Below are 14,197 nucleotides of genomic sequence, written 5' to 3'. Positions count from 1 at the left end.
GCTGCGGATGAAGAACTCCAGATGGATGCCCGCCCTTGGGGCGGCGAACGAGACACGGCGCGTGCGCGGTGGGCGCATGACGCTGCGACGATGGCGGGTGCACACATGAACGCGCTCCTGCAACCGGCACACGTCGAGGCAGCCGAGGCGCGGCTCTGGGATGCGCTGGTCCAGTGGCAGCCGCAGCAGTTGCGTGCGTTGCTGTCGCCGGCACTGTTCCTGACCGACCACGCTGGCCACCGCCAGGATGCGTCCCCGCTGCTGGCGGGCTGGAACGCACGGCGCATCCGCATCGCCGCGATCGAGCGGCAGCAGACCGAGCAGCTCGCCTGCGGCGCGATGGTGCTGGTCACCGGCGAGCTGCGCATCCACCTCGATGGCGAGCACGGCAGGCGCCTGCACACGATGCGCCTGCTGCGGGTCTGGACGCGCAGCAGCGCCGCGCCGGGCGTGCATCTGCTGTCGATGTGCGTGCTCCCTGCATCGCCACCGCTGCACTGAACCGCGCGTTCAGCAGGGCGGGCGGGGTCAGCGCCGCTTCACCTGTCCTCACGGCGCGGCAGGTACGATCAAGTGTTGTCGACGTTATCGCAAGGAGTTCCTCATGCGCGCATCTCCCTGGTTGTTGAGCCTGGCCGTTACCGGCGTACTCGCCGCCTGCCAACCGGCCACCGAGAGCAGCCCCGCCGCCGACGGCAGCGAAGCGCCGCCCCCCCTCGATGCCTCCACGGCCGATGAGCGCAGCTACGCCTTCCGCTGTGGCGAGCTGGAAGTGCATGCCACCTACCGCGGCCAGGATTCGGCGACGGTGGTGGTGGGCGACCGCACCTTCCCGATGTCGTCGCAGCCGGCCGCGTCCGGTGCCAAGTATGGCGATGGGCAGGGCAACGAATTCTGGACCAAGGGCACCACCGACGGGATCCTGATCCTCAAGGGCGAGCCGGACCGCACCTGCACCGGCACCGGCGAGCAGGGCGGCGAAGCACCGCCGGCCAACGCCACGGCCAATGCGGATGCCGATGCGGCGGGCGGGTTCCGCGCGACCGGCAACGAGCCCGGCTGGCTGGCCCAGGTCGGTGCGGGTGCGACGCCGGCGCTGCACATCGAGATGGATTACGGCGAGCGCAAGCTCGAGATTCCCAGCCCCACGCAGGGCCGTGATGGCTGGTCCGGTACCGCTGCGGATGGCACCCCGGTCAAGCTGACCTTCCAGCGCACGGTGTGCCAGGACGACATGAGCGGCCAGGCCTTCGGGGCCACCGCGATGCTGACGGTCGGTGCGCGCCAGTACCATGGGTGTGGCGATTTTGCCGGTGCGCCGTCGCTGGCGGCCAAGCCCTGATCGATCCGTCGTCACCGGATGCGCGCGTGCGCGTCCGGTGAGGCATCACATGCCGCGCGGGCAGGGATTGGGCAGCGCGCGGCTGCGCGTATCGAGGACCAGTTCGTTGCGGGTGCCGAGCAGCATCAGCTCGGTGTGCACCAGACAATTGTCCGCATGACGCTGCAGAAGCTGGTTGAACAGCCCGGCGCGGTCGTCGCAGTACTCGTGGATCGCATACGCCAGTTCGCGGGCGCGGTCCTCGTCGTAGGCTTCTTCGCCAGCGAAGTGCTGGCACGCGCTTTCGCGGCCCAGGAACGCCTGCACGTCGCCCGGCATCGCGCAGTACATGCGGATGTCTTCGGCCACGAACAGCTCGGCAGGCACGTCGCAGCGTGCATTGCCGGTGGTATCGACCGCGGCGGCCGCGGCTTCGGGGTCGAGCGTCTCGCTCTCCACTGCCCGCGGCGAGCACGCCGCGAGCAGCAGGAGCAGGAGCAGGACGGTCGGTGCGGACCGCTTAGTCGGCACGGCCGGCGAATTCACCGGTGGTGGTGTTGACCAGCACGCGCTCGCCGTTGGCGATGTACTCCGGCACCATGATCTCGATGCCGGTGCTGAGCTTGGCCGGCTTCGGGCGCTTGGTGGCGGTGCCACCCTTGAGCTCCGGCGGGGTCTCGACCACTTCCAGCACCACGCTGGTCGGCAGCTGCACGCCCACCGGGGTCTCGTCGATCACCTGCACGTAGATGCCGGTCAGGCCGTCGGTGATGTAGCCGGCGTCATCGCCGAGCACGTCCGCGTCGACCATGTACGGGGTGTAGTCCTCGTCGTCCAGGAACACAAACGCGTCGCCGTCCATGTACGAGTAGGTCGCCTGGCGGCGCAGCAGCTCGACTTCCGGCAGGTTGTCGTCGGCATCGAAGCTGGAATCGAGCTTGTTGCCGCCGGGCACGCTGTACATGATGAAACGGAAGCGGACATTGCCGCCGCGGCCCTGCGGGGAGCTGCGTTCGATGTCGCGGATCTGGTAGACGCCGTTGTTGAATTCGACGACGTTGCCTTTCTTGATGTCGCTGGCTTTCATGGGAATGAAGGTCGGTTCGTGGAGGTGGCGGGTGCCGGAACCGGGCACCCAGCGGGTTGCGTGCTCGATTACTTCGGCGCCAGACGCACGGCGCCGTCAAGGCGGATGGTCTCGCCGTTGAGATAGGTGTTGCCCAGGATGTAGGCGACCAGGCCGGCGAAATCGTCCGGCTTGCCCAGGCGCGGCGGGAACGGGATGGAGGCGGCCAGCGATTCCTGCACGGCCGGCGGCATGCCGTCGACCATCGGGGTCCAGAAGATGCCCGGGGCGATGGTCATCACGCGGATGCCGAAGCGCGACAGCTCGCGGGCCATCGGCAGGGTCATGCTGACCACGCCGCCCTTGGAGGCGGCGTAGGCGGCCTGGCCGATCTGGCCCTCATAGGCGGCCACGCTGGCGGTGTTGATGATCACGCCGCGCTCGCCGTCCTCGCCCGGGGTGTTGTGCTGCATGCGGTTGGCGGCGGCCTTGGCGACGTTGAAGCTGCCGACCAGGTTGACCATCACCGTGCCCTGGAAGTTGGCCAGCGGCATCGGCGCTTCCTTGCCCAGCACGCGGCCGGCGCCGAGGATGCCGGCGCAGTTGACCGCCACGTTCAGCCCGCCCAGGAAGTCGCAGGCGGCCTCGATCTGCGCGGCCACGGCGGCTTCATCGCTGACGTTGGTGCTGTAGTAGCGCGCATTGGCCTGGCCCAGTTCGGCCACGGCGGCGGCACCCTTCTCGTCATTGAGATCGAACAGGGCCACCTTGGCGCCGTGGGCGACCAGGTGCTGGGCCACGGACAAGCCGAGGCCGGAGACACCGCCGGTGATGACGGCGCGGACAGAAGACAGCTGCATTGCACGATCCCGCTGGTTCAAGAACCGCCGATTCTAACGGAAGCGGTCGCGATCACTGTTGTGCACTGCCCACGGCGACCCTCGCGCGCAGCGCCAGCCGCCGGGCGAACTCATCCGGTGCCAGCCCCGGCGCGAACAGGAAGCCCTGGCCGACCGACACCCCCAGCGTCTGCAGGAACTGGCGCTGGGCCTCCGATTCGATACCCTCGGCCACCAGTCCCAGCCCGAGGCTGCGGGCGATCCCGCACACGGCTTCGCAGACGGCGACATCCGATCGGTTGCCCGGGACCCCCTCGACGAACAGCTGGCTCAGTTTGAGCCCGTGGATCGGCAGCCGGCGCAGGTAGTTCAGCGCGCTGTAGCCTTCGCCGAAGTCGTCGATGGTGAGCAGCACGCCCATCTCGCGCAGCTGCGCGAAGGTGCGCAGGGTGTCCGGAGCGTCCTCGATCAAGACCCGTTCGGTGAACTCCAGCTCCAGCGCGCTGCCGGGCAGGTGGAACTCATCCAGCACCGCGCGCACGTGCCGGGCCAGGTCTTCGCCGACGAACTGCCGGTAGGACACGTTGACCGCCACCCGTACGATGCCGAGCCCGTCATCCTGCCAGCGGCGTACCTGCCGGCAGGCCTCGCGGAGCACCCACAGGCCGATCCGGACGATGTCGCCGGTGGTCTCGGCATGGCCGATGAAGATATCCGGGCGCAGCTCGCCCAGCTGGGTGTTGCGCCAGCGGATCAGTGCCTCGGCGGCGATCAGCTGGCCGCTGTGCAGGTTGACCTGCGGCTGGTACACCAGATGGAACTCATCGTCGTCCAGCGCGCGGTGCAGGCGGCTCTCGATCTGCAGGCGATCGTGCTGGCGCTGGGCCAGCTCGGGCGAGAATACCTGCCAGCCGTTGCGGCTGCGCCGCTTGCAGTCGTACATGGCGATGTCGGCGTTCTGGATCAGCTGCTGGGGGCGCAGTCCGTCCTGCGGCGCGCGCGCGATGCCGATGCTGGTGGTCACCGGAAACTCGTCGGCGCCGAAACGGAACGGTGTGCTGAAGGCGCGGGTGATGGCCTCGGCCAGCTGCTCGGGCTGGTCGGCCTGGTCGCGGGTATCGCAGACCACCAGGAACTCGTCGCCGCCGAACCGCGCCAGCAATCCTTCGGTGCCGATCGCGGTGGCGATGCGGCGGGTGGCATCGATCAGCAGTTCATCGCCGGCGTTGTGGCCGAGCAGATCGTTGACGATCTTGAACCGGTCCAGATCGATGTAGAGCACGGCGACCCGGCAGTGCGTCGGGTTGGCCATGCGCGTGGCCAGGTCATTGAGCACCGCGTCGCGGTTCATGATCCCGGTGAGGGGATCGGTGCGCGCCTGGATGCGCAGTGTCTCCTCGGCCTGCTTGCGCGCGGTGATGTCCTGCACGGTGCCGGCGATGCGCGCGGCATCCACATCCCCGGCCTCGGCCTCGCCGATCATGCGCACCCAGAACGAGTGGCCGTCGCTGCGCTGGCCCTGCAGTTCCAGCTCGAAGGAGACCTGTTTGTCGATCACGTCCAGCAGTGCCTGCTGCAGCTGCGAACGGTCATCCAGGCGCAGGCATTCGAGCAGCTCGGCCATGTCGCGCATCGGCAGCGCCTGGCCGAGGATGCGGGTCGCCTCGTCGGTCAGGTACAGGCGCTGCAGCCCGCGGTCCCACTCCCAGCCGCCGATGTGCGCCAGTGACTGCGCGCGGTCGAACAGGGTGTTGTTCCGTTTGAGTTCGGTGATGTCACTGAACAGCGCGAACACATGGTCGGGTGCATCGCGCCCGTTGCCGTACACCGGCACGTTGGTGGTGGAGATCCAGATCATCCGTCCGCGCGGGCGGTGGTACAGGCCGACGATGGTGCTGCGCACGATGCGGCCGCTCTGCAGTGACACGGCGGCCGGCCACTGCTCGCGGGTGAGCGGGTGACCGTGCTCGTCCACGCTGATCCAGTCTTCCGGCGCCAGCATCGCCTGCAGGCTGCCGCCATTGCCGGCCGTGCCGAGGATGCGGTGCGCGGCCGGGTTGGCCGAGACCACGCGCAGCTGGCGGTCGAACAGGATCACGCCCTTGTCGATCGATTCCATCAGCAGCCGGTAGCGCGATTCGGCCTGCCAGCGGCTGCTCAGATCCCGGGCCACCGCCACGATGCAGTGCTCGCCCTGGTGTTCGAAGCCGGCCGAATGCACCTCGACGGGAAACCGGCTGCCGTCGCCGCGCATGTTGGTGACTTCGATGACATAGGTTTCGCCCCGGTGCAGGGCCTCCCACACCGGGTCCAGATGATCGCCGGGCAGGTCGGGGTTCAACAGCTCGATCGGCTGCCCGACGATCTCCTCGCGGGGGCGGCCGTAGGCGCGCACGCCGGCCTTGTTGAGGTCCAGCACCACGCCGCTTTCGCTGAGGATGCTGACCGGGTCCGGGACCGCATCGAACAGCGCGGCATAGCGACGCAGGGCAAGCTGGCGCTCGTCCATGGCTTCCTGCAGGGCCTGCTGGACATTCTCCAGCAGGCCGCGCAGCTCACCGGGCGAGCGGGCCAGTGCATGTTCCAGGGCGGCCAGCGCGTGGACGTGGGCGGTGAGGTGATCACCGACCGCAGCGTCCTTGCGCCGGCCGCCGCTTTTCATGTCGCCGCCAGCGCCTTGCCAGCCTTGCTGCCGGTCTCGCGCCCCAGGCGCGCGGCCAGCCAGCGCCCCGTGGCGGCCAGCGCCGGCAGATCGATGCCGGTGCGCATGCCGATGCCGTGCAGCATGTAGACGACATCCTCGCTGGCGACGTTGCCGCTGGCGCCCTTGGCATACGGGCAGCCGCCCGCACCGGAGACGGCCGAGTCGACCACGCGCACGCCTTCTTCCAGGCAGGCATCGATGTTGGCCAGCGCCTGGCCATAGGTATCGTGGAAGTGCACGGCCAGCGCGGCAATGGGCAGCTCGCTGGCGACGGCCTTGAGCATCGCGCGTGCCTTGCGCGGGGTGCCGACGCCGATCGTGTCGCCGAGCGAGATTTCGTAACAGCCCATCTCGTGCAGCGCACGGGCGACGCGCACCACCTCGCTCACCGCGACCTCGCCCTGGTATGGGCAACCGAGCACGGTGGACACGTAGCCACGCACCTTGACCCCATCCGCCTTGGCCCGCTCCAGGATCGGCGCGAAGCGCGCCAGCGACTCTTCGATGCCGGCGTTGGTATTGGTCCGGTTGAACGTCTCCGAGGCGGCGGTGAACACCGCCACTTCCTGGACACCCACCGCGCGGGCCCGGTCGTAGCCCTGTTCGTTGGGCACCAGCACCGGGTAGTCGATGCCGGGACGGCGGTCGATCCCGGTATAGACCTCGGCGGCGTCGGCCAGCTGCGGCACCCAGCGCGGGCTGACGAAGCTGGTGGCCTCGATGGTGCGCAGCCCGGTGAGCGAGAGCTGGCGGATCAGCTCGATCTTGTCGGCGGTGGCGACCGGCTGGCCTTCATTCTGCAGCCCGTCGCGCGGGCCGACCTCGACGATGCGGACGAAATCATCCATGGGCCAGTCCTCCGCGAACGGAGCGACGGACGACCAGCAGGGGGCGGGGCGGGGTAGAGGTCACGGAGATTCCTGTCAGACGAAAGGCGGCCCACGGTCCCCGGCAGGCCACGAAAAAGGGATACGCGGGATGGGCGACAAAGCGGCCATCCCGCCGGCGTAGGAGGGAGCCCTGAGGGGCTCAGTCCTGGGTGACCCAATGCGGGGCGCGTTTGTCGAGGAAGGCGCCGAGGCCCTCCTGACCTTCGGCCGAGACCCGCAGGCGGGCGATCAGGGCCGCGTTGTCGCGATCGGTGGCGTCGCGGTCGCGGCCCAGCGCGACCCGGCGGACCAGGTCCTTGGCCGAGGACGAGGCCACCGGGCCGGCCTTGTCGAGCAGGCCAAGCTGGCGCTGGACGGCCTCGTCGATCCGTTCCGGTTCGATCAGCTGGTGGACCAGGCCGATGCGCAGGGCGGTCTCGGCATCGAAATGCTCGCCGGTGGCGAACCAGCGACGCGCCTGGCGGGGCCCGATCGCATCGATGACATAGGGCGAAATCACCGCGGGCAGCAGGCCCAGGCGACTTTCGGTCAGCCCGAAGCGGGCGCTGGTGCTGGCAATGGCGATATCGCAGCACGCGACCAGGCCGACCCCGCCACCAAAGGCGGCGCCCTGGACGCGGGCGATGGTCGGCTTGGGCAGCTCGTCCAGGGTCCGCATCAGGCGGGCCAGGGCCAGCGAGTCCAGACGGTTGTCTTCCTCGCTGGCGGCGGCCATGCCACGCATCCACTGCATGTCCGCGCCCGCCGAGAACGAGGCGCCTTCACCGGCCAGCACCACCGCGCGGACGTGGTCGTCGCGACCGGCGGCTTCCAGGGCGGCCGTCAGCTGGGCGATCAACGAGGCGTCGAAGGCGTTGTGCAGGGCGGGGCGGTTCAGCCACAGGGTCAGCACCGAGGCGCTGCGTTCAATCCGTAGTGCATCACTCATGGGTCGGCTTGCTCCGTTACATGTACAGATCATAGCGGGCCATGGGTCACGGGCAATGACGCGGTGCGCCGATGGTACAATTGATAACCATTCCTATCATCGAGAAGGCGCTCCGTGACGTTGTCCGATCTGGCGCTGTACAGCTCCGCCGTGGTGGAGTCCGTGCAGGAACTACACGCAAACGATGCGATCGCCCGCCGACTGAAGGAGCTTGGCTTCGTCAAAGGCGAAGAAGTGCGTCTGGTCGCCCGTGGTCCAGTCGGCGCCGAGCCGCTGCTGGTGCAGGTCGGGTTCACGCGCTTCGCGCTGCGCCGCAGTGAGGCCGCCCGCATCGTGGTCACCGCGTTGCAGGCCCGTGAGGCCCACGCATGAGCGCCGCGACCAACGCCCTGCGCATCGCCCTGGTCGGCAACCCCAACAGTGGCAAGACGGCGCTGTTCAACCAGCTGACCGGCAGCCGCCAGAAAGTGGCCAATTACACCGGCGTGACCGTCGAGCGCAAGGAAGGCCGCCTGCGTGCGCCGTCCGGCCGTGAGTTCGCCGTGCTCGATCTGCCCGGCGCCTACAGCCTGCAGCCGGCCAGCCTGGACGAGGCGATCACCCGTGATCTGTGCCGGGGCTTCTACCCCGGCGAGGCCGCCCCGGACGTGCTGCTGTGCGTGATCGATGCGACCAACCTGCGCCTGCACCTGCGCTTCGCACTGGAGCTGCGTGAGCTGGGCAAGCCGATGATCGTGGCGCTGAACATGGTGGATGCGGCCGAGCGCCGCGGCATCAGGATCGACGTCCAGGCGCTGGAACAGGCGCTGGGCGTGCCCGTGGTCGAGACCGTGGCGGTGCGTCGCAATGGCGCGGCCAGGCTGGTCGAGCGCCTGGATGCGATGGTGCCGCACCTGCAGGCGCCGGTGGCAGTCCCCGCGGCCGAGACCGATTACCACGCCCAGGTGCGCGACATCCTCTCCGCCTCGGTGAGCATGCCGACGCGCACGGCGAAGATCGACGACGCGCTGGACCGCTGGCTGCTGCACCCGGTGTTCGGGCTGCTGACCCTGGCGGTGGTGATGTTCCTGATCTTCCAGGCCGTCTACGCCTGGGCCACCCCGGTCATGGACCTCATCGAGGCCGGCACCGCCGCGCTGGGTGGGTGGATCGGGGGCGCGCTGCCGGAAGGCCCGCTCAACAGCCTGCTCACCGACGGCATCATCGCCGGCGTGGGTGGCGTGATCGTGTTCCTGCCGCAGATCCTGATCCTGTTCGCCTTCATCCTGGCGCTGGAGGAGTCGGGCTACCTGCCGCGCGCGGCCTTCCTGCTGGATCGCATGATGGCTGCGGCCGGCCTGTCCGGGCGCTCGTTCATCCCGCTGCTGTCCAGCTTCGCCTGCGCGGTGCCGGGCATCATGTCCACCCGCAGCATCCAGGACCCGCGCGACCGGCTCGCCACGATCCTGGTCGCTCCGCTGATGACCTGTTCGGCGCGCCTGCCGGTGTATGCGCTGCTGATCGGCGCCTTCATCCCGCAGAAGCAGATCTGGGGCGTGTTCAACCAGCAGGGCCTGGTCCTGTTCGGGCTGTACGCGGCCGGCATCGTCAGCGCGCTGCTGATGTCCTGGACGATGAAGAAGTGGCGCCGCGACAAGAACGAGCACCCGCTGATGCTGGAACTGCCGTCCTACCGCATCCCGCACCCGCGCGATCTTGCGGTCGGGCTGTACGAACGCGGCATGATCTTCCTCAAGCGCGTGGGCGGCATCATCCTGGCGCTGACCATCCTGCTGTGGTTCCTGCTGTCTTTCCCGGGGGCGCCGGAGAACGCGACCATGCCGGCGATCGACTACAGCTTCGCCGGCCAGATCGGTCATGCGATGGCGGTGTTCTTCGCGCCGCTGGGCTTCAACTGGCAGATCTGCATCGCGCTGATCCCGGGCCTGGCCGCGCGCGAAGTGGCGGTGGCCTCGCTGGCCACGGTGTACGCACTGTCGGCTGCCGATGACGATGCGGCCAGCCAGGCACTGACGCCCTTGATCAGCGATGGCTGGTCGCTGGCCACCGCGCTGTCGCTGCTGGTCTGGTACATCTACGCCCCGATGTGCATCTCCACGCTGGCCACCATCAAGCGCGAGACCAACTCGTGGAAGCAGATGGGCTTTGCCACGTTCTACCTGTTCGCGGCCGCCTACATCGCCTCGCTGATCACCTACCAGGTGACCGTGACCCTGGGCGGCGGCTGATGGAGACCGGCCTGCTGCTGCAGTACGCCGTGATCGCGCTGGCCGTGCTGGTCAGCGCGTGGGTGGTGATGAAGAAGCAGTTCCCGGGCACCGTGCGCCGGGCGCGCGGTGCGATCGCGCTGGGGCTGGTCAAACCGCAGCGTGCGGCCTGGCTGCAGGCGCTGGGCCGCAGGATCGCGCCACCGGCCACGGGTGGCGGTGGTGCGTGTGGCGGCTGCGACAGTTGTGGACCGACGCCGCCGAAGCAGCACTGAGGGGCGGGATCCACGCCTTGCGTGGATTCCCTGCAGGAACACAGTCAGCGGCCCTGGCTGCCCAGTCGCTGCGCCTGCCGCAACCAGGCCTCACGCTGCGCCAGCGTGGTGCTGCGCACCGGGCCGAATCCGCTGATCCTGACCGGCTTGATCCCGCAGAATTCCAGGATCGTGCGGCGGATCTGCTGATATCCCGGCATGCGGTACACCCAACGGTAGTACCAGGGCGGGGTGTCCAGGGTCGTGATCACCCGCGCGCTGCGCCCACTGAGCAGCCGGTCCCACCACACCGAATCCTTGCGATAGCGGAACGCGACGCCAGGCAGGAAGGAGCGGTCAAAGAAGCCCTTCAACAGCGCCGGCATGCCGCCCCACCAGGTCGGGTAGACCAGCACCAGGTGGTTGCATTCGGCAATGGCGGCCATGATTTCCTGCAGGTCGGGCTCCAGCGGCTGGATCTGGCGGTAACCATGGCGCAGGACAGGATCGAAATCGGCCTCGCCCAGGGCGAACAGGTGGACGCAGTGCCCGGCCGCCTGCGCGGCGTCCCGGTAGCGCTCGGCCATTGCGCCGCACAGGCTGTCACGGTCGGGGTGGCCAAGCAGGATGACGATGGAGCGGGACATGGACGTACTCGCAGGAGGGGAGCGCAAGCCTGCGGTCTGCCCCATGGGGCAGAGTCAAGCGGCCCGGCAGTCGCCCGCGGCCATGCAGCTTTCCAGTGCGCCGGTATCCCCGTGGACGACGAGTTCGGCCACCTCATCGCGTAGAACGGTGAGCGCCTGGTCCAGCTGGTGGAGGCGCTCCATGTCTGCGCGCACCGCCTGTTGGCGCGTCACCAGCAGTGTCTGCACGCGGGGCCAATCGATGCCGCCATCGGCACGACGCAGGCAGGCCACGTCGGCGAGCCGGAACCCGAGCGTCAGCGCCTGGCGGATCAGCTGGACCAGATGGAGATCCTGTTCGCTGTAGTCGCGGTAGCGATTGACCCGCGGGACCGGCGCCAGCAGGCCGCGTGCTTCATACAGGCGGATGGCCTTCTGGCTGGCGCCGCTGCGTCGGGCGATGTCGGAGATGCGCATGGATCAATCCCGCATCGGCCCGCCATGCACCACCAGGTGATGGCCGAGGCGCGGTGCGCTGCGGGTGACGGGAAGGCGCGGTTGCGAACGCTGCATGGAGAGGCTGCCAGAGGGACCGGTCGGCCAGCGTAGCAAGCCGCGGGTGGTTTTCCTCTTGTACATCCTCGCCACCACCCGCTAGCCTGCGGGCATGACTACCACTCCCCTACGTTTGCTCATCCACGGTGCCTCCGGCCGCATGGGCCAGACGCTGCTCCGCCTTGCCGCCGACACTCCCGCCCTGCAGGTCGTGGCCGCGGTCACCCGCCGCTCGCCGGCCCAGCGCGTGGTCGAGGGTGTGCCGCATTTCTCCAGCAGTGAGCTGGGCGGTGCGCCCCAGTTCGACGTCGCCATCGATTTCAGCCTGCCCGAGGGGTTCGATCCGGTGCTGGCGCTGTGCGTGGAGCGCGGCGCCGGCTTCGTCTCCGGCACCACGGGCATCAGCGAGGCGCAGCGCCAGGCGCTGATCCAGGCGGCCGGCCGGATTCCGCTGGTCTGGGCCTCCAACTTCAGCCTGGGCGTGGCGGTGCTGGACGAGCTGGTCGAGCGTGCGGCCGCCGCGCTGAAGGGCTGGGACTGCGACATCGTCGAATCCCACCACACCCAGAAGAAGGACGCACCGTCTGGCACGGCCCTGACCCTGGGCGCGGCGGCGGAGAAGGGCGGGGCCGAGCCGCACTACGCCAGCCTGCGCGCCGGCGACATCGTCGGTGAGCACCTGGTCCAGTTCACCGGGCTGGGCGAGCGCATCGAACTGACCCACCGCGCGACCAACCGCGACATTTTCGCCCGAGGGGCGCTGTTTGCCGCCCGCCAGCTGCCGGGCCGTGCGCCGGGCAGCTACCGCGTGCGCGACCTGCTGGATGGGGCGACGCCGCCGCCTGCCGTCTGAATGGGCCCCGCGGGGCCAGCGGGGCGCGCGCCTGAACCGGCGCTGCGCCCTTTATCGGCCTGAACAGGGCAATTGCACGCGGATACTGGCGTCGAACCCGGCTTCCCTTTACAATTCCCGCTCGCCGAATCACGACAGCCGGACCGGTCCAGAACCGCAGTCCGCGCTTTTTTGCAGCCGCTTTTTCGTGAAGCGCAGGCGTGACTTCGGCGACCCCTCGGTAGCCAAAGTGAGATTCCCGTGACCCAAGCCGCAATCCTCGTCCTCGAAGACGGCACCGTATTCGAGGGCGAATCCGTAGGCGCGCCCGGCCTGTCCGTCGGTGAGGTGGTGTTCAACACCGCCATGACCGGTTACCAGGAAGTGCTGACTGATCCCTCCTACGCCCGGCAGATGGTCACGCTGACCTACCCGCATATCGGCAACACCGGCATGACCGACCAGGACGATGAAGCGGCCAAAGTATGGTCGGCCGGCCTGATCGTGCGCGATGTCCCGCGCCGCCCGAGCAACTGGCGCAGCCAGGTGTCGCTGCAGGATTGGCTGCTCCAGCGCGGCGTGGTCGCCATCTCCGGCATCGATACCCGCAAGCTGACCCGCATCCTGCGCGAGCGCGGCGCCCAGAACGGTGCGCTGATGGCTGGCGAAGGGCTGAACGTGGACACGGCGCTGGAAGCGGCGCGCAAGTTCCCGGGCCTGAAGGGCATGGACCTGGCCAAGGTGGTCAGCACCGACAAGAGCTACACCTGGACCGAGGGCCAGCTGGATCTGGACAGCAACGCCTTCGTCAACGCCGCGCCGCGCTTCAAGGTGGTGGCCTATGACTTCGGCGCCAAGCTGAACATCCTGCGCATGCTGGCCGAGCGCGGCTGCGAGCTCACCGTGGTGCCGGCGCAGACCCCGGCCGCCGAAGTGCTGGCGATGAATCCGGACGGCGTGTTCCTGTCCAACGGCCCGGGCGATCCGGAACCGTGCGATTACGCGATCGGCGCGATCAAGACCTTCCTGGAAAAGAAGGTGCCGACCTTCGGCATCTGCCTGGGCCACCAGCTGCTGGCGCTGGCCTCCGGCGCGAAGACGGTCAAGATGGGTCACGGCCACCACGGTGCCAACCACCCGGTGCAGGACCTGGACGACGGCCGCGTGATGATCACCTCGCAGAACCACGGCTTCGCGGTGGATGAAGCCACGCTGCCGGCCACCCTGCGCGTGACCCACCGTTCGCTGTTCGACGGCACCAACCAGGGCATCGCCCGCACCGACGTGCCGGCGTTCTCCTTCCAGGGCCACCCCGAAGCCTCGCCGGGCCCACACGACGTCAGCCCGCTGTTCGACCGCTTCATTGCCCTGATGGCCGGAGCCAAGGCGTGATCCAGCGCGCCGCGCTGCTGCTGATCCTGTGCTGCGCCACCGGCGCGGCACAGGCCGCAGCTGCTGCCGATGCCGATCTTGCCGCGCTCATGCAGACATTGAACAAGGGTTCGATGGGTGCCGCGTCGGCCGCGATGCTGGTCAACGAGGCGCCGGCGCTGAAGGTGCTGCCGGAAGCGGATCGCCAGTGCGCGTTGAGCACCCTCCAGTCCTTGCTTCAGCGGCAGGCCCGCCAATCGGTGATCAACAGCCTCGGCAGCGACGGCGACATGGTCATCGCTGAGTGGACCCGCTTCCTGGCCACGCCATCCGGCAAAGGCTACCTGATCATGACCGGCGCACTTCCCGAGTCGGCAGCAGACGCCTCTGTCGACGCACAGGACGAGGCCTACGCGGCTGCATTCGAGACGTTTCTTGGTGGTGCGCCGTTCGCCCGGCTGAATGCCGCTTTCGACGCCATGAGCGCGCCTGACGACATGATGGTGCAGCTGACCCAAGGACTGCAGGACCAGTGCCGGATCGCGCTGAAACCCGACGATATTTCCTGATCGACAGCGTGCGATCACCCCCATCCGCTACGCTG

The 14,197-nt window shown here is 68.7% G+C and carries 16 protein-coding genes; 8 read left to right on the top strand and 8 right to left on the bottom strand.

The features are described from left to right. Window positions 1–105 precede the first annotated feature (105 nt). Both ABE473_RS06850 and ABE473_RS06845 read left to right on the top strand, forming a co-directional pair. A complete protein-coding gene (locus tag ABE473_RS06850; protein WP_346488925.1) occupies window positions 106–501 on the top strand; it encodes a nuclear transport factor 2 family protein in 396 nt (131 codons plus the stop codon). Between the two features lie 103 nt (window positions 502–604). Continuing rightward, entirely contained in the window at window positions 605–1,342 is a 738-nt protein-coding gene (locus ABE473_RS06845) for an MliC family protein (protein WP_346488924.1), read from the top strand. 45 nt (window positions 1,343–1,387) lie between these two features. On the opposite strand, the gene ABE473_RS06840 is transcribed toward ABE473_RS06845, so the two are convergent. The 6 genes from ABE473_RS06840 to ABE473_RS06815 all read right to left on the bottom strand — a co-directional run bounded on the left by ABE473_RS06840 (window position 1,388) and on the right by ABE473_RS06815 (window position 7,748). Further along, the gene (locus ABE473_RS06840) at window positions 1,388–1,852 is read right to left on the bottom strand and encodes a hypothetical protein (protein ID WP_346488923.1); all 465 of its coding nucleotides are present in this window, start codon (window positions 1,850–1,852) and stop codon (window positions 1,388–1,390) included. After that, window positions 1,842–2,408: an elongation factor P-like protein YeiP gene (yeiP, locus tag ABE473_RS06835; protein WP_121036675.1), complete on the bottom strand. Its 567-nt coding sequence runs from the start codon at window positions 2,406–2,408 to the stop codon at window positions 1,842–1,844. The genes ABE473_RS06840 and yeiP overlap by 11 nt, the downstream gene beginning before the upstream one ends. Before the next feature lie 68 nt (window positions 2,409–2,476). Then, complete coding sequence (locus tag ABE473_RS06830) at window positions 2,477–3,247, bottom strand: SDR family NAD(P)-dependent oxidoreductase (protein ID WP_176989098.1); 771 nt, start codon at window positions 3,245–3,247, stop codon at window positions 2,477–2,479. 52 nt (window positions 3,248–3,299) lie between these two features. After that, window positions 3,300–5,888 carry an EAL domain-containing protein gene (locus ABE473_RS06825; RefSeq protein ID WP_346488922.1) on the bottom strand — a complete coding sequence of 863 codons (2,589 nt, stop codon included), beginning with the start codon at window positions 5,886–5,888 and terminating at the stop codon, window positions 3,300–3,302. Continuing rightward, a complete protein-coding gene (locus ABE473_RS06820; protein WP_346488921.1) occupies window positions 5,885–6,778 on the bottom strand; it encodes a hydroxymethylglutaryl-CoA lyase in 894 nt (297 codons plus the stop codon). Before ABE473_RS06820 ends, ABE473_RS06825 begins: the two co-directional genes overlap by 4 nt. Before the next feature lie 181 nt (window positions 6,779–6,959). After that, on the bottom strand, window positions 6,960–7,748 hold the full coding sequence (locus ABE473_RS06815) for an enoyl-CoA hydratase-related protein (protein ID WP_346488920.1): 789 nt from the start codon (window positions 7,746–7,748) through the stop codon (window positions 6,960–6,962). A gap of 114 nt (window positions 7,749–7,862) precedes the next feature. Between ABE473_RS06815 and ABE473_RS06810 the strand changes: the two genes are divergently transcribed. The 3 genes from ABE473_RS06810 to ABE473_RS06800 are packed head-to-tail and all read left to right on the top strand — an operon-like array spanning window position 7,863 to window position 10,230. Beyond that, window positions 7,863–8,120 (top strand): FeoA family protein, encoded by a 258-nt coding sequence (locus ABE473_RS06810; RefSeq protein WP_346479423.1) that lies wholly within the window; start codon window positions 7,863–7,865, stop codon window positions 8,118–8,120. Then, window positions 8,117–9,976 carry a ferrous iron transport protein B gene (gene feoB, locus ABE473_RS06805; RefSeq protein WP_346488919.1) on the top strand — a complete coding sequence of 620 codons (1,860 nt, stop codon included), beginning with the start codon at window positions 8,117–8,119 and terminating at the stop codon, window positions 9,974–9,976. Before ABE473_RS06810 ends, feoB begins: the two co-directional genes overlap by 4 nt. Continuing rightward, window positions 9,976–10,230 (top strand): DUF6587 family protein, encoded by a 255-nt coding sequence (locus tag ABE473_RS06800; protein ID WP_176989092.1) that lies wholly within the window; start codon window positions 9,976–9,978, stop codon window positions 10,228–10,230. Before feoB ends, ABE473_RS06800 begins: the two co-directional genes overlap by 1 nt. Before the next feature lie 44 nt (window positions 10,231–10,274). On the opposite strand, the gene ABE473_RS06795 is transcribed toward ABE473_RS06800, so the two are convergent. Further along, window positions 10,275–10,856, bottom strand: coding sequence for an NAD(P)H-dependent oxidoreductase (locus tag ABE473_RS06795; protein ID WP_346488918.1), 582 nt, complete (start codon window positions 10,854–10,856; stop codon window positions 10,275–10,277). Between the two features lie 54 nt (window positions 10,857–10,910). Further along, window positions 10,911–11,312, bottom strand: a complete 402-nt coding sequence (locus ABE473_RS06790) for a MerR family transcriptional regulator (RefSeq protein ID WP_346479420.1) — start codon at window positions 11,310–11,312, stop codon at window positions 10,911–10,913. Window positions 11,313–11,502: 190 nt separating this feature from the next. Here ABE473_RS06790 and dapB point away from each other — a divergent pair, with 190 nt between their 5' ends. The 3 genes from dapB to ABE473_RS06775 all read left to right on the top strand — a co-directional run bounded on the left by dapB (window position 11,503) and on the right by ABE473_RS06775 (window position 14,162). Continuing rightward, on the top strand, window positions 11,503–12,243 hold the full coding sequence (dapB, locus tag ABE473_RS06785) for a 4-hydroxy-tetrahydrodipicolinate reductase (protein WP_346488917.1): 741 nt from the start codon (window positions 11,503–11,505) through the stop codon (window positions 12,241–12,243). Window positions 12,244–12,483: 240 nt separating this feature from the next. Further along, window positions 12,484–13,614, top strand: a complete 1,131-nt coding sequence (carA, locus tag ABE473_RS06780; protein WP_346488916.1) for a glutamine-hydrolyzing carbamoyl-phosphate synthase small subunit — start codon at window positions 12,484–12,486, stop codon at window positions 13,612–13,614. Beyond that, window positions 13,611–14,162 carry a hypothetical protein gene (locus ABE473_RS06775; protein WP_346488915.1) on the top strand — a complete coding sequence of 184 codons (552 nt, stop codon included), beginning with the start codon at window positions 13,611–13,613 and terminating at the stop codon, window positions 14,160–14,162. The genes carA and ABE473_RS06775 overlap by 4 nt, the downstream gene beginning before the upstream one ends. The last annotated feature ends 35 nt before the right edge of the window (window positions 14,163–14,197 follow it).

It is taken from the genome of Stenotrophomonas sp. TWI700, from assembly GCF_039673645.1.
Lineage (GTDB): Bacteria > Pseudomonadota > Gammaproteobacteria > Xanthomonadales > Xanthomonadaceae > Stenotrophomonas > Stenotrophomonas maltophilia_AA.
This window is presented reverse-complemented; position numbering and strand designations above follow the sequence as displayed.

Excerpts from the sequence above, each read along its gene's own strand:
- ABE473_RS06800 (WP_176989092.1), top strand. The coding sequence starts at position 9,976 with ATGGAGACCGGCCTGCTGCTGCAGTACGCCGTGATCGCGCTGGCCGTG.
- ABE473_RS06845 (WP_346488924.1), top strand. The coding sequence starts at position 605 with ATGCGCGCATCTCCCTGGTTGTTGAGCCTGGCCGTTACCGGCGTACTC.
- ABE473_RS06815 (WP_346488920.1), bottom strand. The coding sequence starts at position 7,748 with ATGAGTGATGCACTACGGATTGAACGCAGCGCCTCGGTGCTGACCCTG.
- feoB (WP_346488919.1), top strand. The coding sequence starts at position 8,117 with ATGAGCGCCGCGACCAACGCCCTGCGCATCGCCCTGGTCGGCAACCCC.
- ABE473_RS06820 (WP_346488921.1), bottom strand. The coding sequence starts at position 6,778 with ATGGATGATTTCGTCCGCATCGTCGAGGTCGGCCCGCGCGACGGGCTG.
- ABE473_RS06790 (WP_346479420.1), bottom strand. The coding sequence starts at position 11,312 with ATGCGCATCTCCGACATCGCCCGACGCAGCGGCGCCAGCCAGAAGGCC.
- yeiP (WP_121036675.1), bottom strand. The coding sequence starts at position 2,408 with ATGAAAGCCAGCGACATCAAGAAAGGCAACGTCGTCGAATTCAACAAC.
- ABE473_RS06795 (WP_346488918.1), bottom strand. The coding sequence starts at position 10,856 with ATGTCCCGCTCCATCGTCATCCTGCTTGGCCACCCCGACCGTGACAGC.
- ABE473_RS06825 (WP_346488922.1), bottom strand. The coding sequence starts at position 5,888 with ATGAAAAGCGGCGGCCGGCGCAAGGACGCTGCGGTCGGTGATCACCTC.
- ABE473_RS06830 (WP_176989098.1), bottom strand. The coding sequence starts at position 3,247 with ATGCAGCTGTCTTCTGTCCGCGCCGTCATCACCGGCGGTGTCTCCGGC.
- dapB (WP_346488917.1), top strand. The coding sequence starts at position 11,503 with ATGACTACCACTCCCCTACGTTTGCTCATCCACGGTGCCTCCGGCCGC.
- ABE473_RS06850 (WP_346488925.1), top strand. The coding sequence starts at position 106 with ATGAACGCGCTCCTGCAACCGGCACACGTCGAGGCAGCCGAGGCGCGG.